The 21,425-nt window shown below is 48.5% G+C and carries 21 protein-coding genes, 2 pseudogenes and 1 other annotated feature; of the genes and pseudogenes, 15 read left to right on the forward strand and 8 right to left on the reverse strand.

The features are described 5' to 3' along the window. Positions 1 to 102: 102 nt before the first annotated feature. Positions 103 to 1,170, forward strand: coding sequence for a branched-chain amino acid aminotransferase (locus NYE42_RS01385; RefSeq protein WP_015416722.1), 1,068 nt, complete (start codon positions 103 to 105; stop codon positions 1,168 to 1,170). A 40-nt stretch (positions 1,171 to 1,210) separates the two neighbouring features. Here NYE42_RS01385 and NYE42_RS01390 read toward each other — a convergent pair whose 3' ends face one another. From NYE42_RS01390 to NYE42_RS01405, 4 genes are all read right to left on the reverse strand, one after another. Continuing rightward, positions 1,211 to 2,614: an amino acid permease gene (locus tag NYE42_RS01390; protein ID WP_186314440.1), complete on the reverse strand. Its 1,404-nt coding sequence runs from the start codon at positions 2,612 to 2,614 to the stop codon at positions 1,211 to 1,213. Between the two features lie 113 nt (positions 2,615 to 2,727). Beyond that, positions 2,728 to 3,675 carry a homocysteine S-methyltransferase gene (gene mmuM / locus NYE42_RS01395; protein WP_144664448.1) on the reverse strand — a complete coding sequence of 316 codons (948 nt, stop codon included), beginning with the start codon at positions 3,673 to 3,675 and terminating at the stop codon, positions 2,728 to 2,730. Positions 3,676 to 3,790: 115 nt separating this feature from the next. Continuing rightward, complete coding sequence (locus NYE42_RS01400) at positions 3,791 to 5,227, reverse strand: alanine/glycine:cation symporter family protein (protein ID WP_032870223.1); 1,437 nt, start codon at positions 5,225 to 5,227, stop codon at positions 3,791 to 3,793. Positions 5,228 to 5,251: 24 nt separating this feature from the next. After that, positions 5,252 to 6,235, reverse strand: coding sequence for a glutaminase (locus NYE42_RS01405; protein WP_007409011.1), 984 nt, complete (start codon positions 6,233 to 6,235; stop codon positions 5,252 to 5,254). Positions 6,236 to 6,478: 243 nt separating this feature from the next. On the opposite strand from NYE42_RS01405, the gene NYE42_RS01410 reads away from it, so the two are divergent. The 5 genes and pseudogenes from NYE42_RS01410 to NYE42_RS01430 all read left to right on the forward strand — a co-directional run. Beyond that, positions 6,479 to 7,771, forward strand: coding sequence for a sensor histidine kinase (locus NYE42_RS01410; protein WP_352426709.1), 1,293 nt, complete (start codon positions 6,479 to 6,481; stop codon positions 7,769 to 7,771). A gap of 1 nt (position 7,772) precedes the next feature. Then, positions 7,773 to 8,720 (forward strand): DNA-binding domain-containing protein, encoded by a 948-nt coding sequence (locus tag NYE42_RS01415; RefSeq protein WP_039252880.1) that lies wholly within the window; start codon positions 7,773 to 7,775, stop codon positions 8,718 to 8,720. Positions 8,721 to 8,725: 5 nt separating this feature from the next. Beyond that, a pseudogene (locus NYE42_RS01420) lies at positions 8,726 to 9,118 on the forward strand (phosphotransferase); the annotation flags it as partial. A 48-nt stretch (positions 9,119 to 9,166) separates the two neighbouring features. Continuing rightward, positions 9,167 to 9,417 (forward strand) — a binding site (T-box leader). A gap of 88 nt (positions 9,418 to 9,505) precedes the next feature. After that, positions 9,506 to 9,670 (forward strand): tryptophan RNA-binding attenuator protein inhibitory protein, encoded by a 165-nt coding sequence (locus NYE42_RS01425; RefSeq protein WP_007409016.1) that lies wholly within the window; start codon positions 9,506 to 9,508, stop codon positions 9,668 to 9,670. Positions 9,671 to 9,785: 115 nt separating this feature from the next. Then, positions 9,786 to 9,964 (forward strand): annotated as a pseudogene (locus NYE42_RS01430) (IS5/IS1182 family transposase); the annotation flags it as partial. Between the two features lie 144 nt (positions 9,965 to 10,108). Here NYE42_RS01430 and NYE42_RS01435 read toward each other — a convergent pair. Beyond that, entirely contained in the window at positions 10,109 to 11,002 is an 894-nt protein-coding gene (locus NYE42_RS01435) for a cation diffusion facilitator family transporter (protein WP_007409018.1), read from the reverse strand. Positions 11,003 to 11,430: 428 nt separating this feature from the next. Between NYE42_RS01435 and NYE42_RS01440 the strand changes: the two genes are divergently transcribed. The 4 genes from NYE42_RS01440 (at position 11,431) to NYE42_RS01455 (ending at position 14,053) form a co-directional block, all read left to right on the forward strand. Continuing rightward, complete coding sequence (locus NYE42_RS01440; protein WP_015239087.1) at positions 11,431 to 12,051, forward strand: nitroreductase family protein; 621 nt, start codon at positions 11,431 to 11,433, stop codon at positions 12,049 to 12,051. Between the two features lie 24 nt (positions 12,052 to 12,075). Beyond that, positions 12,076 to 13,014, forward strand: a complete 939-nt coding sequence (locus NYE42_RS01445; RefSeq protein WP_064115788.1) for a ring-cleaving dioxygenase — start codon at positions 12,076 to 12,078, stop codon at positions 13,012 to 13,014. 131 nt (positions 13,015 to 13,145) lie between these two features. Next, positions 13,146 to 13,535, forward strand: coding sequence for a DoxX family protein (locus NYE42_RS01450; RefSeq protein WP_015239089.1), 390 nt, complete (start codon positions 13,146 to 13,148; stop codon positions 13,533 to 13,535). 179 nt (positions 13,536 to 13,714) lie between these two features. Beyond that, positions 13,715 to 14,053: a thioredoxin family protein gene (locus NYE42_RS01455; protein ID WP_064115789.1), complete on the forward strand. Its 339-nt coding sequence runs from the start codon at positions 13,715 to 13,717 to the stop codon at positions 14,051 to 14,053. A gap of 63 nt (positions 14,054 to 14,116) precedes the next feature. Here the strand turns inward: NYE42_RS01455 and NYE42_RS01460 are convergent, their stop codons facing one another. Further along, positions 14,117 to 14,500, reverse strand: a complete 384-nt coding sequence (locus NYE42_RS01460) for a DUF2512 family protein (RefSeq protein WP_003156684.1) — start codon at positions 14,498 to 14,500, stop codon at positions 14,117 to 14,119. A 153-nt stretch (positions 14,501 to 14,653) separates the two neighbouring features. On the opposite strand from NYE42_RS01460, the gene NYE42_RS01465 reads away from it, so the two are divergent. The 4 genes from NYE42_RS01465 (at position 14,654) to tatC (ending at position 18,094) form a co-directional block, all read left to right on the forward strand. Then, positions 14,654 to 15,082, forward strand: a complete 429-nt coding sequence (locus tag NYE42_RS01465) for a cell wall hydrolase (RefSeq protein WP_011996267.1) — start codon at positions 14,654 to 14,656, stop codon at positions 15,080 to 15,082. Between the two features lie 263 nt (positions 15,083 to 15,345). Then, positions 15,346 to 17,097, forward strand: a complete 1,752-nt coding sequence (locus NYE42_RS01470) for an alkaline phosphatase (protein ID WP_033575133.1) — start codon at positions 15,346 to 15,348, stop codon at positions 17,095 to 17,097. A 12-nt stretch (positions 17,098 to 17,109) separates the two neighbouring features. Beyond that, positions 17,110 to 17,307 carry a twin-arginine translocase TatA/TatE family subunit gene (locus tag NYE42_RS01475; RefSeq protein ID WP_003156681.1) on the forward strand — a complete coding sequence of 66 codons (198 nt, stop codon included), beginning with the start codon at positions 17,110 to 17,112 and terminating at the stop codon, positions 17,305 to 17,307. A gap of 61 nt (positions 17,308 to 17,368) precedes the next feature. Then, positions 17,369 to 18,094 carry a twin-arginine translocase subunit TatC gene (gene tatC / locus NYE42_RS01480; RefSeq protein ID WP_042634779.1) on the forward strand — a complete coding sequence of 242 codons (726 nt, stop codon included), beginning with the start codon at positions 17,369 to 17,371 and terminating at the stop codon, positions 18,092 to 18,094. On the opposite strand, the gene pcp is transcribed toward tatC, so the two are convergent. Beyond that, the gene (gene pcp / locus NYE42_RS01485) at positions 18,091 to 18,738 is read right to left on the reverse strand and encodes a pyroglutamyl-peptidase I (RefSeq protein ID WP_007409027.1); all 648 of its coding nucleotides are present in this window, start codon (positions 18,736 to 18,738) and stop codon (positions 18,091 to 18,093) included. The genes tatC and pcp overlap by 4 nt on opposite strands. Positions 18,739 to 18,809: 71 nt before the next feature. On the opposite strand from pcp, the gene NYE42_RS01490 reads away from it, so the two are divergent. Further along, positions 18,810 to 19,937 carry an aminotransferase class V-fold PLP-dependent enzyme gene (locus NYE42_RS01490; protein ID WP_251257341.1) on the forward strand — a complete coding sequence of 376 codons (1,128 nt, stop codon included), beginning with the start codon at positions 18,810 to 18,812 and terminating at the stop codon, positions 19,935 to 19,937. Between the two features lie 35 nt (positions 19,938 to 19,972). Here NYE42_RS01490 and lmr(B) read toward each other — a convergent pair whose 3' ends face one another. Next, the gene (gene lmr(B) / locus NYE42_RS01495; protein ID WP_032865253.1) at positions 19,973 to 21,412 is read right to left on the reverse strand and encodes a lincomycin efflux MFS transporter Lmr(B); all 1,440 of its coding nucleotides are present in this window, start codon (positions 21,410 to 21,412) and stop codon (positions 19,973 to 19,975) included. Positions 21,413 to 21,425: the final 13 nt, after the last annotated feature.

Raw genomic sequence — 21,425 nt, forward strand, 5'->3', positions numbered from 1 at the left:
ACTGCATCCTCATATATCTGTGCATACACGATTCAGGCAGAGAAAACAGGCAGCTTATAAAAGACTGAAAATTTTAACAATTACAAGAAAGGTGTGCTTTTGTTGAATCAACTGATTGAAAGACGTAAGGTCACAGCAAGAAAAGAAAAACCGGACTCCGCTTCATTGGGGTTTGGCAAGTACTTCACAGATTACATGTTTGTCATGGATTACGAAGAGGAGAGAGGGTGGCATGATCCGAGAATCACCCCTTATGAACCGGTCCATCTGGATCCTTCCGCATCGGTTTTCCATTACGGGCAGGCCGTATTTGAAGGGCTGAAGGCTTACAGGTCAGAAGACGGCCGGGTATTGATGTTCCGTCCTGACCAAAATATAAAACGGCTGAATAAATCGTTACGGCGGATGAGCATGCCGCCTCTTGACGAGAAGCTGGCGCTGGAGGCATTGATACAATTGGTGGAGCTGGAACAGGAATGGATACCGATAGAAAAAGGAACCTCTTTATATATCCGTCCGTTTGTAATTGCGACTGAGCCTTCTTTAGGCGTCCGGCCGTCAAAGCGTTACAAGTTCATGGTTGTTCTGACGCCTGTCGGTTCGTATTACGGCGATCAGCTGAAACCGATCCGAATTTATGTGGAGGATGAGTATGTGCGTGCCGTCACCGGCGGAGTGGGCGACGTCAAAACGTCCGGAAATTATGCGGCCAGCTTACAGGCTCAGCGGAAAGCCGAAGAACTGGGGTATGATCAGGTGCTTTGGCTCGACGGGGTGGAAAAGAAATATGCCGAAGAGGTAGGGAGTATGAATATCTTTTTCATCATAAACGGAGAGGCCGTAACGCCGGCGTTAAACGGAAGCATTCTCGGGGGCATCACACGCGCATCTGTGATAGAGCTGTTAAAAAGCTGGGGCATCCGCGTCAGGGAAGAACAGGTCGCCATTGATGACATCTATGAGGCTGCGATGAGAGGCGAGGTGTCAGAGGTATTCGGTACGGGAACCGCGGCCGTCATCTCGCCGGTCGGCGCGCTGCACATTCACGGAGAAACGATTGAACTGAATAACGGTTTGATCGGTGAAGTGTCAGAAAGGCTCTATGAAACGATTGCCGGCATCCAAGTCGGGAAGGTGCGGGATTCGTTCAGGTGGGTGGTTGAAGTATAAATGAAAAAAGAACCCTTGCGCTGCAGGGTTCTTTTTTTGGTTATTGGGATTTTACGGCTTGCACGCGGGCTCTGCTTTTCCGGTTTTTCAAGTAATAAGCGGTGTAACAAACGGCCATAAATGCAATTCCGCAATAAAGGGCGATGGCCTGGTTCGGATCAAAAGCGATGCCGATACAGGAGGCGAGGCATAGGAGAAAGGCCGCTATCGGTACGGCCGGATATCCCGGCGTCCTGTATTTCAAGTCTGAAAGCTGGTGCCCTTCTGTAAGAAACCGTCTTCGGAACAAAAATTGCGATGCGGCGATGCTCATCCACACAGCCACTACCGCAAATCCTGAGACGGAGACGAGAACAAGATAGACTGTATCCGCTGCAAATACGCTTGACAACAACGACAGAATGCCGCCGATCATACTGAAGATCAGAGCGTTAAAAGGAATGCCTTTAGAGGTCAGCCTGGCAAAGGCGGGATGAAGCTCCCCTTCTTTAGACAGGGACCACAGCATGCGTGATGACGCGTACAGCCCTGAATTGGCCGCAGACAGTAGCGCCGTTAAAATGACGAAATTCATCAGATCGGCCGCATAAGGCACGCCGACTCTGTCAAATACCGTGACGAACGGGCTTTCAATCACACCGGCTTCCTTGCTGGAGATCATCCCTGACAGCACAAAAATCGTTCCGATAAAGAAAAGCGCCAGCCGCCAGACTGTAGTCTTAATGGCGCGCGGAACGGTTTTTTCCGGATCGGCGCTTTCCCCTGCGGCGATTCCGATCAATTCCGTCCCTGAAAAAGCGAAGTTTACTGAAAGCATCGTCATCAGTATCGGGAAAAAGCCATTTGGAAAAAGGCTGCCGCCAGCCGTAAAGTTCGACAGCATAGGTGCGGCCTCACCGCTTTTCATCGGGACGATGCCGAACATCGCCGCTCCGCCCAATAAAATAAACAGTAAGATGGCTAAGACTTTAATGCTTGAGAACCAAAACTCCGATTCAGCAAAAAATTTCACGGAGAAGGCGTTTAATAAAAAGATGAAAAGAGCGAATACCGCACTCCACATCCAAACTGAAGTATGCGGGAACCAACGCTGCATGAAAAGCCCGGCCGCCGTGAATTCAGAGCCCAGCGCCACCGCCCACGTCAGCCAGTACAGCCATGCGACCGTAAAGCCCGTCGCCGGCCCGATATAGGTCTTCGCATAGGTGTGGAATGCGCCCGTCACCGGCATGGCCACTGACAGTTCACCGAGGCAAAGCATGACAAGATAGACGATGCCCGCGCCCAAAAGGTAAGCGAAAATGGTGCCCGCCGGACCCGCCTGATGAATGGTATACCCAGAGCTTAAAAACAGCCCCGTTCCGATCACACCTCCGAGTGATAGCATAAAGAGATGTCTGCTTTTCATACTTCTCTGAAAATTCGTCTCGTTCTTGTTGTTCATTGTTTTCCAACTTTCTGCGAAGGCCGTTCTAATAAAAAATCTCATGCCGGCGAACGGCACGAGATTCCGGCGAACCGGCTTTTTGAATAGAATATACAAACTATTCCGATTAGTCAAGTTGTTTTTAAGGTCTTGGCCCAATCGGCAATGGCCTGAATGTCCGCGGGTTTCGTCCGACAGCAGCCGCCGATCAGGCTCACGCCGTTTTCGTACCAGCCTTGCGCGCTTTTTCCGAAATGGTTTTCGCACAATGCGCCTTTCCAGGTTTTTGTCACTGGGTCATATTGTTCGCCGGAGTTCGGATAGGCGATAATCGGTTTGGATGCTGCCCGTTTGATTTCTTCTATCAGCGGCGGAATATGTTCAATCGGTGTGCAGTTGATGCCGATCGCTGCGATTTGGCTGCAGGAGTCAAGCAGGGCCGCGCATTCGGAAATAGGCGTGCCTTCGCTGATATGCCGTCCGTCTTTGGCGCTGAAGCTCATCCATGCATAAGTGCCGGGGAATTCCTCCAGCAGCCTTGTGATCGCTTTTGCTTCTGACAGGCACGGAATGGTCTCACAGGCCAAAAGATCGGCGCCGGATTCTATGAGGGCTTTCATCCGGGTGCGGTGAAAGCTGATCAGCTCATCCTCCGTCAGTCCGTAATGCCCGCGATATTCTGAGCCGTCAGCGAGGCTCGCGCCGTAAGGCCCGATAGAAGCGGCGACCAAAGGTTTGGGCCGGTGTAAACGGTTTTCTTCATGCGCCCAAAATTCATCGCGTGCTTGTGCGGCAAGTTCAACAGATGTCTGAATGAGACGTATCGCATCGGTTTCCGGGATGCCGCGCGCTGCAAATCCTTCGATTGTCGATTGATAACTGGCGGTGATCGCGCAATCAGCGCCGGCGGCAAAATATTCTGCATGCACCTGTTTGATCAGTTCTGGTCTCTCCAAAAGAATTTTGGCCGACCACAGATCATCATGTAAATCACAGCCCATCCGCTCAAGCTCGGTTGCCATCGCGCCGTCTATGATCATAACCGGGTATTCATTTAATATTTGTGTAATGGGATTCATAGGCCTTCCTTTCTGACTTTATTGAAAATATATAAAAAGGGTAATGGACGCTATTCTCTTTGTCAATGAACCGGCAGAAAAAAGGTGTTCAGGACGCTGCCCGAACACCTTTTGTTTAGGAAATGTGTTTGCCTTTCGCACTTTTCGCGATGTCTGAATACTCCCAGCAGTCGATCCCGTCATCATCAGGGAGTACATCTCTGTAAAAGACGGGGTCCTTTCCGGCTTTCTTTTGCCGGGCATAATCGCTCAAAGCGGCAAACGCTTTTTTCGACAGAAGGAAAATCGCGATTAAGTTCACGACCACCATTAAGCCCATGAATAAGTCAGCCATATCCCACACAAGCTGGACTTTGGAAATACAGCCGAACAGTACCATTCCGAGCACGCAGATGCGGTAAATGAACAGCCATTTTTTGTTCTGGCTTAAAAATCCGATATTGGTTTCTCCGTAATAATAGTTGCCCATCAGAGCGCTGAAGCCGAACAAAAGCATTAAGACGGCAAGGAAACCTGACGCCCACGCGCCGACATGGTCGCTCAAGGCGGCCTGAGAAAGCGCGATGCCGCTCAGTCCCGGCTGGTGATAAGCGTCTGAAAATAAAATGATAAGCGCCGTGCTTGTACAAATGACGAGCGTATCCGTCAGGACGCCGAATGCCTGAATGAGCCCCTGTTTCACCGGGTGGCTCGTCGTAGCTGTCGCCGCCGCGTTCGGAGCGCTTCCCATACCCGCTTCATTTGAGAAAATCCCGCGCCTTACACCTTGCATCAAGGCCGCACCTAAAGCGCCGCCCGCTGCCTGATCAATGCCGAACGCATTTTTTACGATTAGCGACAGAACGCCGGGCAATTGGGTGATGTTCGTCAGAATGACAAAGAAAGCGACACCGATATATAAAACGGCCAAGACGACTACGATGTATTCCGCCATTTTCGCAATTCGTTTGACGCCGCCGAAGATTACGCCGCCGAAAACCACGATTAAAATAATGCCCAATGTAAGCCGGCTGGTGCCGAATGCGTTTTGAAAGGCGACGCTGATCGTATTGGATTGAACGGAATTAAAAACTACCCCGAATGACAGTGTGATTAATACGGCGAACAGCGCGCCCATCCAGCGTTTCTTCAGGCCCTTTTCCATGTAATAGGCCGGGCCTCCGCGAAATCCGTTTTGATCTTTTACTTTATAGATTTGGGCCAGCGTGCTTTCAACAAAGCTTGAAGCCGAACCGATGACTGCGATAATCCACATCCAGAAAATAGCGCCCGGACCGCCGAGTGCGATCGCAATGGCGATTCCGGTAATATTCCCGGTTCCGACACGCGCCGCCATACTGATGCAAAATGCCTGAAACGGGGAAATGGTGTTTTTTGTCCGGGCGGCCGCGCCTTCCTTCAAAACCCGGATCATTTCCTTCAGCATGCGGACTTGCAGACCCTTTGATCTGAACGTAAAAAACAGTCCCAGAGAAAGAAGCAGTACGATTAACAGTTTTGACCATAAAAAATCATTTGCCGAGCCGATTACATTTTCAAGGAATTCCTGCATCCAATCACCTCTTGGTTCGTTTGATTAAAAAATACTGAGCTCCCACTCCTGTGCGATATGTTTCAGCAGCATGCCGCCGGTCAGGCTGTTGCCGTATTCATCAATGGCCGGACCGTAAATGCCGATGCCGCAGCCGTTATGAAAAGGCTGTTCTCTTCTGGCGCTTGGGGGAACCAATGCCATAATGCCGCCGGATACCCCGCTTTTGGCCGGGACGCCGACGAAAGCCGCATATTTGCCTGACGCATTGTACATTCCGCACGTCAGCATCAGGGCTTTGGCGAGTTTCGCGACATCTTTCGGAATGACCTGTTCCCGTCGGATCGGATGGTAGCCGTCATGCGCAAGTATCAATCCGATTAAAGCGATGTCCTCGGTTGTACCCTCCATGGCGCACTGCTTTAAATACACTTCAAGCGTTTCTTCCACATCCGCCTCTAGAAAGTTCGTTTCTTTTAAATAGTAGGCGAGCGCTCTGTTCCGATGCGCGGTCTGCCATTCAGAACGGAAGACCTCCTCGTGAATGTGAGGCCGTTTTCCTATTAATTTTTCAAAAACGGAAAAGAGATATTCTAATTTATCATGCGCCGTTTCACCCGGAAGCAGCGAGGCGACGGTAATGGCGCCGGCATTGATCATCGGGTTGAAGGGCTTCCCGGGTTTATGGATTTCAAGCCGGATGATAGAATTAAACGCATCACCCGTCGGTTCCACGTCCACACGATCCAGCACGTAAGAAATGCCTCTGTTCATGCAGGCGGCAATAAAGCTGATGACTTTTGAGATGCTCTGCAATGTGAACGGGACATTCCATTCACCGGCATGAATCATTGAGCCATCCGGCTCTAATATGCAAATGCCCAGCTGAGAGTCGTTGATTTCTCCGAGGGCGGGTATATAATTTGCGCTTTTTCCATTGACGGAAAACGGTCGGTAATGCTCGACCCAATCTTGTAAAAGTGAAGCCAGTTCCTCTTTTTCAAGGCGCTCTCTGACCATATCTTTCATAACATTCCTCCTCTATTGCAAGCCTGTCCGAAGCGGAAACCGGTCTTGGAAAACGTTTTCAAAAATAGCGTGTTCCATGTTAATGTATAATGACATCTACAGAATCATACAAAATACGACAAAATCATTCTTAAAATAAGCCGATAGATTTATAAATCAGCCGGAGTGTCCCGCCATTCGGGTCTAAAGAAATTTGCGGACTGTATCGGTCTTGTTCAAAATAGACAGAAGAAGGAAGTGATTATGATCAGGCTCGACTATTTACTGAAAAAAGACGGCTATCTTTTCGCCCTTATGCTGATCACCGTGCCGTTGGCGGGGGAACTGAAATTTTACCCCCTGAATGAGGTATATCGGATCAGCTTCGGCGCCCCGGCTTTTTTCTTTTTTCTGCTGCTGCTTCGGCATGTGCCGGCAGTATTGTCAGGGCTGTTGACAGGTGCAGCCGTTGTGGCATTCCGGATCGGCCTGGCGTGCTGGGGAGGAGAGCATGCCGGCTTTACGGAGGTTTTTTTCAGCCAATATCCCAGTTTCTTTTTTTACTTTACATATGCCTGCTTGTTTTATGTGCTGAAGGTCAGGCTTTTTTGGGATCGGCCGCTTATGATCGGTTTTCTCGGTTTTCTCATTGAAATTGCGTCCGATGCCGTTGAAATGACGGTTCAGTTTTCCGGCGGCCGGCAGATTATGATGCCGGACAAGCTGGCGGATATTGCGGTTATCGCTGTTTCTCACACATTTATTGTGCTGAGTTTTTTCAACGTGATGAAGCTGCACGAATCTCAGGTCAGGGAAAAACAAACGAGAAAGCAGCATGAGCACATGCTGATGATTGTGTCCAACTTATATGAAGAAACGATTCATTTGAAAAAAACGCTGAAAACGACGGAGCATGTGACGAAAGAATCCTATCAGCTATATCGGGAAATGAGCGGGAACGACCGGGAGCTCGGGAGCCGAATGCTGCGCCTTGCGGGAGAAATTCATGAAGTGAAAAAAGACAATCAGCGAATATTCGCCGGTTTGTCGAAGCTGATTTCCAATGAGAGATTCCGGGATTACATGAATGCCGCCGCTCTGGTCGGCATCGTCATCCGAATCAATGAAAAATACGCCGAATCTTTAGGCAAGGACATTCAATTCCGGAGCGTGATTGAAGGAGAGCATCCCGATTATCACGTCTTTACCGTCCTGTCGATCTTAAATAACCTGACCGCCAATGCCGTCGAAGCCATGGGTGACAGGGGTGAGATCCGCCTCGCGCTGCGCAGGGCGGAAGGAGAAAAGGCTGAATTTCAGGCGGAAGATGACGGTCCCGGCATTCCGGAAAAAATCGGAGAGGTCGTTTATGATCCCGGGTTTACATCCAAATACGATGAATTCGGCACACCTTCAACGGGCATCGGGCTTACTTACGTGAAGGAAATTGTAACTGAACTTGAAGGAGACATTTCCTTTCATAACAAGCCAAAAGGCGTCATATTTACGATTAAACTGCCGGTGAAGCATTTGATTGCAGAAAGGATGAACTCATAATATGCGTTTTTTTATAGCTGATGATGACCGGGCGATCCGTTCCATTTTAAAACAGATGATCGAGGACGAGGACTTAGGAGAAGTCGTCGGTGAGGCAGAGGACGGAAGCCAGATTGAAGGGCATTATCTCCATTTTAAACAAGTCGATATTTTATTAATTGATCTGCTGATGCCGGGTCGGGACGGGATTGAGACGATCCGGCATCTTCAGGGATCGTACAACGGAAAAGCGGTGATGATATCGCAGGTGGAGGCAAAGGAAATGGTGGGAGAAGCTTATTCTCTCGGCATCGAATACTTTATCCACAAACCGATCAACAAAATCGAGATCGTCACCGTTTTGGGAAAAGTAAAAGAGCGGATTGAACTGGAAACCTCGATCGGCGACATCCAACACTCGTTAAGCCGTCTTATTCAGCGGAATGAGCCGAAAAAAAGCGGGCCGGGGGGGATGCACGAGAAATCAATCAAAGAAACAGGAAAATTTCTTTTATCGGAATTAGGCATCGTGGGAGAAAGCGGGGCGCATGACCTCATGGCCGTCCTTCACTATTTATTTGAGGATGAACAGGCGGAAAGAAACATCCCGTCTTTAAAGCAGATGTTTACAAACGTCGCCATCCGGAAGCTGGGGCCTGCGGCGGCACAAGCCGAGGTTAACAGGGAAATCAAAGCCTCGGAACAGCGGATCAGAAGGGCCGTCATTCATTCGTTAAACCATTTCGCTTCATTGGGCACAACTGATTTTTCAAACCCCAAATTTGAATATTACGCCTCGAAATTCTTTGATTTCCCCGCTGTCAGCAAGAGAATGAAAGAAATGCAGGCTAAGGAAACCGTGCCGCTTTCTCCGGTTAAAGTGAATATGAAAAAATTCATTCACGTCTTCTTTTTGGAGGCGAAAGATTTACGCGAAGGATCAAAATTTGTCAGCGGAGGCAGCCGGTAAGCTGGCTTTGGAAAAGATGGCAAACGTGGATAAATGACAGCTCGTACTGGCCTGATTTTTCCGTGCTGATCCATGGCGACTTGCATCCTCCGCATATTTTGATCGGCGAAAATCAGCGTGTGACGGGTCTCCTCGATTGGACGGAGGCAAAGGTTGCCGATCCGCCCAAGGATTTTGTCCTTTATCAAGTGATATTAGGAGAAAAAGAAACAAAACGGCTGATGAAGAGCTGCGAAGCTGAAGGCGGGCGCGTCTGGCCGAAAATCCAGGAGCATGTGACAGAATGGCAGGCCGCTTACCCTGCGGAAACGGCGAAGTTCGCGCTTCAGACGGGGCAAGAGGAGCATATGCAAATGGCGCGGGACATGCTCGGCCTGTCCGATCCGAAAGGTTATTGACTTCCGCCGGATGACAGCGTATGATACATTTTAAAATAAAAGAACGGATGAACAATGCTGAGGAAGAGTAAGTACGCATCAGCGCGCGGGGTTCAGAGAGTCGGTGGCCGCTGTGAACCGATCCCCTTCCGGTGCCGAATGGGCTTCTGAATTGCTGCGCTGAAATGACAGTAGGCGGTGCCGGGATTCTTTCCCCGTTATCAAGAAAGGAGTATTGAAACCGTGTGTTTCTGTACTTTTTGAGAGAATGGCTTTTCAGCCGTTAATAAAGGTGGCACCGCGAAAACCTCGTCCTTTGATGGACGGGGTTTTTTTGTATTGTTAAGGAGGTGATGGCCATGGAAAGTGACTGGAGACGGACTGACAATCAAAAAAGGAGGGATATTCATGGTGATCGCAACCGACGATCTTGAGCTCACGTGTCCGCATTGTGAAGGAACCGGCGAGGAGAAGGAAGGGACGCCCTGTCCGAAGTGCGGCGCGAAGGGCGTCATATTGACCGCTCAAGGAAACACGCTGCTGCATTTTATCAGAAAGCATATTGATCAGTGAAATCAAACGAAAAAGGCCGTTATCCGGCCTTCAGGCTGTCGAGAAAACCTCGACAGCCTTTATGTTTCCCTTGTCATAAAATAAAAGAAAGACTGAAAAAAACGGTTTCTTTCTCATGTTCCACACAAGAAATTTTTCTCGAAACACAGCCGAATTCGTTCTGTTTAACCAACTCGTCGAAGAGGATCACCTTCTTCGAAAAATTGATAAATACATAGACTTCTCTTTCATTGTTGAAAAGGTCAAACCTTACTGCAGCGAACACTTGATCCGCTGATCTTATTCAAAATGATGTGGAAGATTGCCACATACCCAGCCAAGCAAAGCTAGGCATGTGGGAGTGCTTTTTCTGCACCTGAAATCAAATGAATATGTAAAGAAACAGCACAAAACAAAAAAGCTTGTAGAAAAACATCATTTTCTCTACAAGCTGCTTTTTCATTCTTCAAAATAAGGATTCACATGGATGAGCACTTCTTCAACATCTGAAAAGTGTCTTTGGATTTCATTTCGGATTTCGCGGGCAATATCGTGTCCCTGCTTAATCGTCAAATCATGATCCAAAGATAACCGGACATCAAGCAATTTATAGTGGCCGTGTTCTCTTGCTCGGATTTTATCGAGCCGTTTGACTTGAGGGCAATGCAAAATAACGGCTTTATATTCCTCTATCAGTTCGGGATCAACACTTTTTTCCATGAGAACGTCAACAGACGGCCTGATTAATTCCATTGAAATCTTAAAAATGAGGTACGCCACGATGACACTGGCAATTGCATCGGCGTACAACAGATAGGACCACCCGCGTGTGTTCCCGATAATCGCCAATAGGACGCCGATAAAAGCGGCAAGAGAGGCAACGATATCGCCTTTATGATCGTATGCAATCGCTATAATCGCTTTACTGTTCCATTTTTCCCCTTGTTTGATCGAATAACGATATAAGATCTGCTTAGCCGCGTAGGATATCAGAGCCGCAAACAATGCGCTGTATTGCGGGATGCTTGGACCTTCAACAAAGGACGAAATCGCTTCTATCAGAATATACACGGAAACGAGCACTAATATGATTCCTACAATCGCTTCGCTGATGACCTCAGCTTTGCCATGCCCGAAAGGATGGTCTTGATCGGGCGGCTTATTAGAAATGCCGATGACGGCCAGGACAGCAATTGAAGCCGCGACATCCGCTGCAGAATGTATACCGTCGGCAAAAACTGCTTCACTATCGCCTATCAGTCCAAAAAAGATCTTTCCTGCCATTAAGATCAGATTGGCTATCAATGCAATCAAAGCAACTTTTTTGCTTATTTGTTCTCTTTCACTTGTCATTTTTTCCTCCTATAAAACTGCACAAAAAAATAGAGGCGCTTTTGATTCGCTCTCCGTATCCTTTCTTGTGTAATCACTTTGCTTATCGTACCAATTCAGTTTCGAGTGGGTCTATAGCAAGGTTTTTTCCTGTTTACTAATAAATAAGGTGACAGAAAAAAAGTTGGAGCAGGGCTAAACAGTACACAGACAAATTGGGGCTGAATTAAAAAAAGAACTGTTGACATTTGAGTATTTATCTTTTATTATTATCTCGAATTCAAGATTTTTTAATTCAAGATAATTTAATTAGAGTGCAGGATAAGAACCTGCCGATCGTTTGAATCACGAAAAGATCAGTTAAGAGAACGTTTCGTTTTTTAATCATACGTTATTTGATTTTTTATACGATAATATCTCGGATTCGAGATAAAAGGGGTGCGAGAGAAATGGCTGAATTTGTACAGCTAGTGAATGAAAGAAGATCTGCAAGCAACTTTCTTCCAGAACATCCAATCACAAGAGATGAACTCAACGAAATGTTTGAATTGGTTGGGTTGGCTCCATCAGCTTTTAATTTGCAGCATACAAAATATGTGGCGGTTCTTGACCCGAATGTAAAAGAAAAGCTGAAACAGGCCGCAAACGGACAATATAAAGTGTTTAGCTCATCAGCTGTTCTTTTGGTTTTAGGGGATAAGCAGGCATATCAGCAAGCGGCTGACATCTATGAAGGATTGAAGACGCTGGGGGTATTAAATAAACAAGAGTATGATCACATGGTTCAAGACACCGTTTCGTTTTATGAAAACAGGGGAGAACCATTTAAGAGAGATGAGGCGATAAGAAATGCTTCACTTTCTGCGATGATGTTTATGCTGAGTGCTAAGGAAAAAGGCTGGGACACCTGTCCGATGATAGGGTTTGATGCTGAAGCCGTGAAACAGATTTTGAAGATAGATGATCAATTTGAGGTCGTCATGATGATTACAATCGGGAAAGAAAAAATAGAAAGCAGAAGGCCGCGCGGCTACCGAAAGCCTGTGAATGAGTTTGTGGAGTATATTTAACTATTTGTAAAGGAGCAAATAAAAATGGCGAAAAAAACGATGGGCATCCATCATATTACGGCAATTGTCGGTCACCCTCAAGAGAATGCTGATTTCTACGCTGGAGTGCTGGGGCTGCGATTGGTTAAGCAAACGGTCAATTTTGATGATCCGGGTACGTATCACCTTTATTTTGGGGATGAAGGCGGGAAGCCGGGAACAATCATCACATTCTTTCCGTGGGCGGGCGCCCGCCAAGGCATCATTGGAGACGGACAGGTTGGCGTGACATCTTACGCCGTGCCGAAGGGTGCCGTGGCGTTTTGGGAAAAGAGACTTGAAAAGTTCAACATTCCATACACAAAAATCGAGCGTTTTGGAGAACAATATATAGAATTTGATGACCCGCACGGTCTGCACTTGGAAATCGTGGAAAGAGAAGAAGGAGAAGCCAATACATGGACGTTCGGAGATGTAACCCCGGATGTTGCCATTAAAGGCTTTGGCGGTGCGACCCTGTTATCAGCACAGCCTGAAAAAACAGGTAAACTGCTAGAAAACATCATGGGGCTTGAGCGAGTCGGTAAAGAAGGAGACTTCGTTCGTTATCGTTCTGCCGGTGATATCGGAAATGTGATTGACCTTAAGTTAACGCCTATCGGCCGCGGGCAAATGGGGGTCGGCACGGTCCATCACATCGCTTGGCGGGCTCAGGATGACGAAGATCAATTAGATTGGCAGAGGTTCATTGCTGCGCACGGATATGGTGTGACTCCTGTTCAGGATAGAAACTATTTTAATGCGGTTTACTTCAGAGAACACGGGGAAATCTTATTTGAGATCGCAACTGATCCGCCGGGCTTTGCCCATGATGAGTCACAAGAAACAATGGGCGGAAAACTGATGCTCCCTGAGCAGTATGAACCGCACCGGGCACAAATTGAACAAGGGCTGCTGCCGTTTGAAGTGAGAGAATTAGATTGATTGATAGATGAACGTGAAGCATGAAGAAAAATAAAAAGACATACATTTAACAGATGTTTGCTGGAAGTGACTGTTGGTAAACAGCTGCCTTGCAGCACATCATATAATATGAAAAATAAGGAGAGATAAAAATGGAAGATGCAGGACTATTACTTATTCGAATCATAATTGGTGTGGTGTTTCTGTTTTATGGATCACAAAAATTATTCGGCTGGTTTGGCGGATACGGAATTAAAGGAACCGGACAATGGTTCGAGTCAATTGGAGTTAAACCAGGCAATGCCGCGGCCGCTTTATCAGGTCTCGGGGAACTCGCAAGCGGAATTCTATTTATTTTAGGTGTTTTCCTCCCGCTCGGAGCTGCTATTATAACGATTATTATGTTAGGTGCCATCGTAAAAGTCCATGGAGCGAAAGGATTTGCCAACGGTGCCGGCGGTTTTGAATATAACTTGGTGCTGATTGCAGTCTCCATCGGAGTTGCACTCATCGGTTCAGGGGCGTACGCTCTGCATTTTTAATATAAGTATCTAAGAACAGTAACTGAAAAGCGGTAACTGTTCTTTTATTTTTCAAGCACAACGTTCAGGTGCTCTGAATAGCAAAAAAGCGGATATGTTCAAAATAAATGTGTATAGTGGATGTACGCGTATTGATGAGCTTGGTCATGAAAGACGAGCCGATTTGGAGGAGGGTTTTGATGAAAGAGATGGCAGAATTACATTCATTAGATTCTATCGAGAATTTTATTAAACAGCATCAATTCAGTTTTATCTACATTTCAAGACCCGCCTGTACAGTATGTCACGCTGTTCTGCCGCAGCTCAGAAACGTATTGGATCAGTTTCCGAATATCAAATTGGGGCATATCAATGCTGACGAGGTAGAAGAGGTGGCCGGCAGATTTTCAGTCTTCACTGTTCCCGTGCTTCTTTTGTTCATTGATGGGACTGAGTTTCTGAGAGAAGCCCGCTTTGTTCGTTTTGAACAGCTCGAAGAAAGGCTGAAAAGGGTTTATCAGTTATATCAAGATGTATAAAGCGTTTATACTTTACAAATAAAAAGCCCCCTTTAAAGGGGCTTTTATCCGGCCTTTTTTACGTTATTCGGACCGGGGTTCTAAAAAACGGGACCCGCCCAAGTCTTTTCTCATCAGATAGATATGGAAAAAATATTCTCCGACGGCGATGATGACGGCGGAAATAAGAGCGGCAAACGCCAGTCTTCCTCCGGAAATGCCCATGGACAGCGGCATTCCCATCAGCCAGACAACAAGAAACGCGATTCCGAAATCAGCGGACGCCGCCGTGATGTTATTCCATCTCGGCAGCACGTACAGGTCGCCCGTAAAGTAAGAAACGGCTCCCAGCACAATGGTCATCAGCAGCACGTCGCCGAATGTAAAGCGAAAACCTAAGCCGAGTATCAGATACAGAATAATGATGGTCATAATGCCTTTGATGGCAAGCGCTTTAATGTGTTCCATGCGAATTCCTCCTTATGGAAATCATGTTAGTATGTTTCCTCATAACGTGAAATATAAACCCTTTTTTCGTGAACATTTGTTTTCTGGCTTTTGTCTGTCATCACTGGGCCGCGGCTGAATATGATGAAGGGAGAAAATACGGGAGGTGTCATGATGGCAGTCGTAAAAGCGTCGAGCGCCGATCTGGATCTAATGGCAAGGCTGCTCAGGGCGGAAGCGGAAGGCGAAGGGAAGCAGGGAATGCTTTTGGTCGGCAATGTGGGAATCAATCGGGTGCGGGCGAATTGTTCTGATTTTAAAGGCCTGCGCACCATCAGGCAGATGGTGTTTCAGCCGCACGCGTTTGAAGCGGTGACTCACGGATACTTTTACCAGAGACCGCGTGAATCCGAGCGGAGGCTTGCCCGCCGGACGATTAACGGAGAACGGTTTTGGCCGGCTAAGTTCAGTCTGTGGTATTTTAAGCCGCCGGGAAACTGCCCGCCGACTTGGTATGATCAGCCGTTTGTCGCGAGATTCAAATCCCACTGCTTCTATCAGCCGACAGGTGAAACGTGCGAAAACGTGTACAATACATTTTAATCCCGGGCGCACCGTTCTGAGAATGAACGGTGTTTTTTTAATTTCTTGTGAAGAAAAATAGGAAAAAAGTTCGCTTGACGGATGACAAGCCAAAAAGAAACAGAGGGGGTTTTCTCCCGGCGGGGCAAGGTTTGTCGAAACAATGTGAAAAATGTCTCCCGCCGTCCATTTTTCAGCCTTACAAACCCTTCACACTTCTTCATAGCGGTTTAACATTTCTTTTTTATAATAAGGGCGATCAATGAGACGAAAGGGGAACTGACATGACACATGACGGCCGTTTAGATGAATGGATCAAGGAATTGGAGAACAAAAGCTTTCAGAACAATACGTTTGACCGCCGCGCATTTATACAGGGCGCCGGGAAAATCGCCGGTCTTTCCCTCGGGTTAGCGATCGCGCAATCCATCGGCGCGTTTGAAGTGAATGCCGCTCCGAAATTTTCAAACTATCCGTTCACCCTCGGCGTAGCTTCCGGCGACCCGCTGTCTGACAGCGTCATTCTCTGGACGCGTCTTGCCCCTGACCCGCTGAATGGGGGCGGCATGCCGAAGCAGGCCGTGCCGGTAAAATGGGAAATCGCCGCTGATGAACATTTTCGTCACATCGTCAAACGCGGAACGGAAATGGCCAAGCCGAATCTCGGACACTCCGTCCATGTCGAGGCGGACGGGCTCAAGCCCAATAAAGTGTACTATTACCGGTTTAAAAGCGGGCATGAGCTCAGTCCCGTCGGCCGGACGAAAACGCTGCCCGCTCCCGGTGCTGACGTATCCGCCATGACGTTTGCATTTGCTTCATGCCAGCAGTATGAACACGGCTATTATACGGCGTATAAACATATGGCGAAGGAAAAGCTTGATCTCGTGTTCCATCTCGGAGATTACATTTATGAATACGGACCGAACGAATATGTGTCAAAAACGGGAAATGTCAGGACGCACAGCAGCGCTGAAGTGTATACACTGTCAGATTACCGCAACCGTCATGCCCAATACCGCTCTGATGCCAATCTGAAAGCCGCCCACGCCGCATTTCCGTGGGTCGTGACGTGGGACGATCATGAGGTGGAAAACAATTATGCCAATATTATCCCTGAAAAAGGCCAATCCGTTGAAGCGTTTGTGCTCAGGAGGGCCGCAGCTTATCAGGCTTATTATGAACACATGCCGCTCAGGCGCATGTCATTGCCGAACGGTCCTGATATGCGGCTGTACAGGCAATTTTCTTATGGCAATTTAGCATCGTTCAATGTGCTTGATACAAGACAGTACAGAGATGATCAGGCCAACGGCGACGGGAATAAGCCGCCTTCTGATGAGTGGAGAGATCCGAAGCGTACATTGATGGGGACAGAACAGGAGCAATGGCTCTTCGGAAATTTAGCCGCCTCGAAAGCGAAGTGGAATGTGCTGGCGCAGCAAATCTTTTTCGCGCAATGGAATTTCGGAACAACCGCCAATCCGATATACAGCATGGATTCATGGGACGGCTACCCGGCTCAGCGGGAGCGGGTCATCAATTTTATAAAAAGCAAAAACCTGAACAATGTCATCGTGCTGACGGGTGATGTTCACGCAAGCTGGGCGTCAAACCTGCATACCGATTTTAATCAAACGAATTCAAAGATTTTCGGAGCCGAATTCGTCGGAACTTCCATTACATCTGGAGGAAACGGAGCGGATAAACGGGCCGATACGGATCAGATCTTAAAACAAAACCCGCATATTAAGTTTTTCAACGATTACCGCGGCTATGTCCGCTGTACGGTGACCCCTGCCCAATGGAGAGCGGATTACAGAGTGGTGCCGTACGTGACGGAGCCGGGGGCTGAGGTATCCACGCGGGCTTCATTCATTTATCAGAAAGACCAGACGGGGATTCGGAAGGTCTCTCAAGCTGCGGTTGCAGGCGGTGTAAAGCAGTCAAACGAGGTGGAAGAGGATCGTTTCTTCGCCCATAACAATGCGCATGAAAAGCAAATGAGAAAGAAACGGGCCAAAATCTCACAATAAGGAGGCACACTCATGTTTTCAAATATCGGCATTCCCGGGTTGATCCTGATCTTCGTCATCGCTCTCATCATTTTCGGGCCTTCAAAGCTTCCGGAAATCGGCCGTGCCGCCGGCCGCACGCTGCTTGAATTTAAAAGCGCCGCAAAAACACTGGTCTCAAATGAAGAGCCGGACAAGCAGACGGCTGAGAAAGACAAAACGGCAGGCTGAATCCTGACATGGGGGCAGACGAATCCGCTTCTGCCTCTTTCTCTATAAGGAGGATGTACGATTGGATAAAAAAGAAACCCACTTGATCGGGCATTTAGAGGAAATCCGGCAGCGTCTCATTAAAACCGTTATCGCCTTTCTCGTGTTTTTTATCGGCGCCTGCTGGTTTGTGCAGGATATTTATGACTGGCTGATCAAGGATTTGGATGGCAGGCTGGCCGTTTTAGGGCCGAGTGAGATTTTATGGGTGTATATGATGATTGCGGGAATATGTGCCCTTACGGCAACGATTCCGGTTGCGGCCTTTCAGCTCTGGCGTTTTACGGCGCCGGCTTTGACCCCGTTTGAACGCCGCGCCGCTTTGCTTTACATCCCGGGGCTTTCGGTTTTGTTTATTATCGGAATTTCCTTCGGGTATTTTGTGCTGTTTCCGATTGTGCTCGGATTTTTAACACAATTATCCGCCGGCCATTTTGACATGGTATTTACGGCGGACAAGTATTTTACCTTTATGCTGAATCTTACATTACCGTTCGGATTTTTGTTTGAAATGCCTCTGGCCGTCATGTTTTTGACACGGCTCGGAATCGTGAATCCAACCCGGCTGGCAAAGGCGCGGAAGCTTTCGTATTTTGTGCTGATCGTTGTCTCGGTGCTGATTACGCCTCCGGATTTTATGTCTGACTTTCTCGTCATGATTCCGCTGCTCGTCCTCTATGAAATCAGTGTGACGCTGTCCCGCATCGTTTACCGGAAGAAATGGGCCGAGGCGGCGTCTGCAGCTTAGTGAAGTTCGCCTCCGCCGGTCTCAATATCGTCCTCATGCGCCGCGGCGGTCACCGCGGCGATTTTGAGCGCTTTTGTCACGAGATCCAGGCTGAGGCTCGGCGCAGACTTTTGCAAGGTTTGCTCCGGAATGTACGGGATGTGTATAAACCCGCCGCGGATGTGCGGATGATGGCGGCTGATTTCATCCATCAGCCCGTAAAAGAGGTGATTGCATACAAATGTCCCCGCCGTGTAGGATACAGCCGCGGGAATGCCTTCCTTTTTGATTTCCTCAACGATCCGTTTGATCGGAAGGCCGGTCCAATAAGCCGCGGGACCGTCTTGAGAAATGTTTTCCCCGACAGGCTGGTTTCCTTCGTTATCCGGTATGCGCGCCTCATTGAGATTGATCGCGACCCGTTCCGGCGTGATCTGCATTCTGCCGCCTGCCTGTCCGACACAGATGATAATGTCAGGCTGATGCTTTTTGATCGCCTCGCGCAGCACGGCAAGAGACTTATAAAAAACGGTCGGCACTTGTTCAGATACGATAGAGGCGGGGCCCTCAGCGGCACCATTCAGCCGTTTGACCGCTTCCCATGAAGGATTGACCGTTTCCCCGCCGAAGGGGTCAAAGCCTGTCAGCAATACTTTTTTCTCCATATAAAACCCTCCTTTTCTTTTTACCATACTCTATAATGGACATATATTCCTGCCGAAGGGGGAAACATGTCTTGAATTCGCCTCTGGTGCAATACCGATCTTTATTTCCGGCGCTCCGCACACATACGATGCTCGCCAGCTGCTCTCAAAGCGCTCTTGCCCTGCCGGTTTCAAAAGCGATCAATGACTATCAGGAAAGCCTGCTTCAGCATGGCGGAAACTGGGAAGAAGCCATTGGACGAACGGAGCAGGCAAGGTGTGAATTTGCGAAATTGATCGGCGCCCATCCTGAAGAAATCGCCGTTTTACCTTCAGTAACGGCTGCTGTCTCTGCCGTCGTTTCTGCTTTACCGGATTGCCGAAAGAAACAGGCGGTGTATACGGAATTGGATTTTCCGGCGATCGCCCACATTTTGAAGGCACAGACTGAGATGGAGCTTTCAGTCGTGCCGTCTGAAGATGGAATGATCCCGTTAGAGCGGTATGAGACGTACATATCGGAACAGACGCTTTTCACCTGTGTGCCCCATGTGTCATATACGTCCGGTTTTGTCCAGGATATGAAGCGCATTGCCGAGATATCCGCAAAGAAGGGATCGCTTCTTTTTGTCGATGCTTATCAATCAGCGGGGCACATCCCGATTGATGTAAAAGAATGGGGAGTTGATATGCTGGCCGCGGGTGCGAGAAAGTATATGCTCGGCATACCGGGAACGGCGTTTCTTTATGTCAGAAAGGAACTCGCCGAACGGCTGAAGCCGAAAGTCACCGGGTGGTTCGGGCAGCAGCGGGCGTCGATGCTGGATTTAACCCGTTTTTCTTATGCGGACGGAGCCAAACGCTTTGAGACCGGAACCCCGGCTTTTATCAGCATATATGCGGCACAGGCGGCTTTATCTCTAGTAAACGATGCCGGCACAGACCGCATTCACCGGGAAGTAAAAAAACTCAGCACATTTGCGTATGAATACGCTTTTGAAAAAGGGTTGCACCTCACAGGGCCGCCGTCTGCCGATGACAGACCCGGCATGATTTCCATACGGGATGAAAAAGCGGCGGAAACGGCTGCGCTGTTGAGGCGGAAAAACATCGTATGCGCACCCAGCGGACATATCATCCGGCTGGCGCCTCATTTCTATAACACGGCCGATGATCTGATGTATGCGATTGATGAACTGGCTGAAGCGCGCGGTATATAAAAAAACAGCAGACTCACGGGGAGCCTGCTGTTTTCTTATGAGTGATTCACTTTGACCCGTTTCATAAAGAAAGCGCTGATCAAGCCGATAACGGCGACAATCATCGCGAAGATAAAGGCGTGCTGGACGCCCGCAATCAGCGCGTGAGAGTATGCGGAAGGATCATTCGGGTTTTTCACGGTGCTCATATAATTCTTCTGCCCGGCTGCCATGATGCTGACCGCCACCGCAGTGCCGATTGCGCCGGCCATCTGCTGGAGCGTATTCATAATGGCCGTTCCGTCCGGATAAAATTCCGGCGGCAGCTGGTTTAAGCCGTTCGTTTGCGCCGGCATCATGATCATGGAAATGCCGATCATCAGGCATGTGTGGAGCACGACGATGAGAATGGCCGTTGAAGTGCCGGTAATGTTTGAGAAAAACCAAAGTACGGCGGCCGTGATGACAAACCCGGGAATGACAAGCCACTTCGGTCCGTATTTGTCAAACAGGCGCCCCGTCACCGGAGACATAAAGCCGTTTAAAATACCGCCCGGCAGCAGGATGAGTCCGGACGTAAACGCCGTCAGCATCAGTCCGCTTTGTAAATACATAGGCAATAGAAGCATTGTTGATAAGATAACCATCATACAGATAAATACAATCACGACACCGAGAACAAACATCGGATAGCGGAAAGCGCGCAGATTCATCATCGGTTGCTTCATTGTCAGCTGCCTGATGGAAAATAAGATGAGCGCGATCGCACCGACAGTGAGCGAACCGATAACCGTCGGGCTTGACCAGCCGTCTGATCCTTCGCCCGCATTGCTGAATCCGAATACGATGCCGCCAAACCCGATCGTAGACAGAATAATGGAAAGCACGTCAATTTTCGGTTTTGTAATGTCAGACACGTTCTGCATGTAGGCGATGCCGAATAAAAGAGCCAACACAAGAAACGGCAGAGAAATCCAGAAAATCCAATGCCAGTTCAAATGCTCTAACACAAGCCCTGAAAACGTCGGACCGATCGCAGGAGCGAACATGATGACAAGCCCGATCGTCCCCATCGCCGCTCCGCGCTTATGCGGCGGAAAGATGACGAGGATTGTATTAAACATCAGCGGCAGCAGCAGCCCGGTTCCTAAAGCCTGCACGATTCTCGCCGCCAAAAGAAACGGAAAGCTCGGCGCAAGCGCTGCAATCAGCGTGCCGATAATGGAAAAAGCGAGTGAAACGATAAACAGCTGTCTCGTCGTAAACCATTGCAAAAGCAGACCCGATACCGGGACAAGAATACCGAGAACGAGCAGATAGCCCGTCGTCAGCCACTGGACGGTCGCAGGAGTGATATGTAACTCCTTCATCAGGTCAGTCAGGGCGATATTCAGCGCCGTTTCACTGAACATGCCGATAAACCCTGCCGTCAGTAAAGAAATCATGATCGGCATGACTTTATATTGTTTGGAAGGCTGAGCGTTTTCCAAAATCATTCTCCTCTCTTTC

Source organism: Bacillus sp. FSL K6-2865 (genome assembly GCF_040311405.1).
GTDB lineage: Bacteria > Bacillota > Bacilli > Bacillales > Bacillaceae > Bacillus > Bacillus velezensis.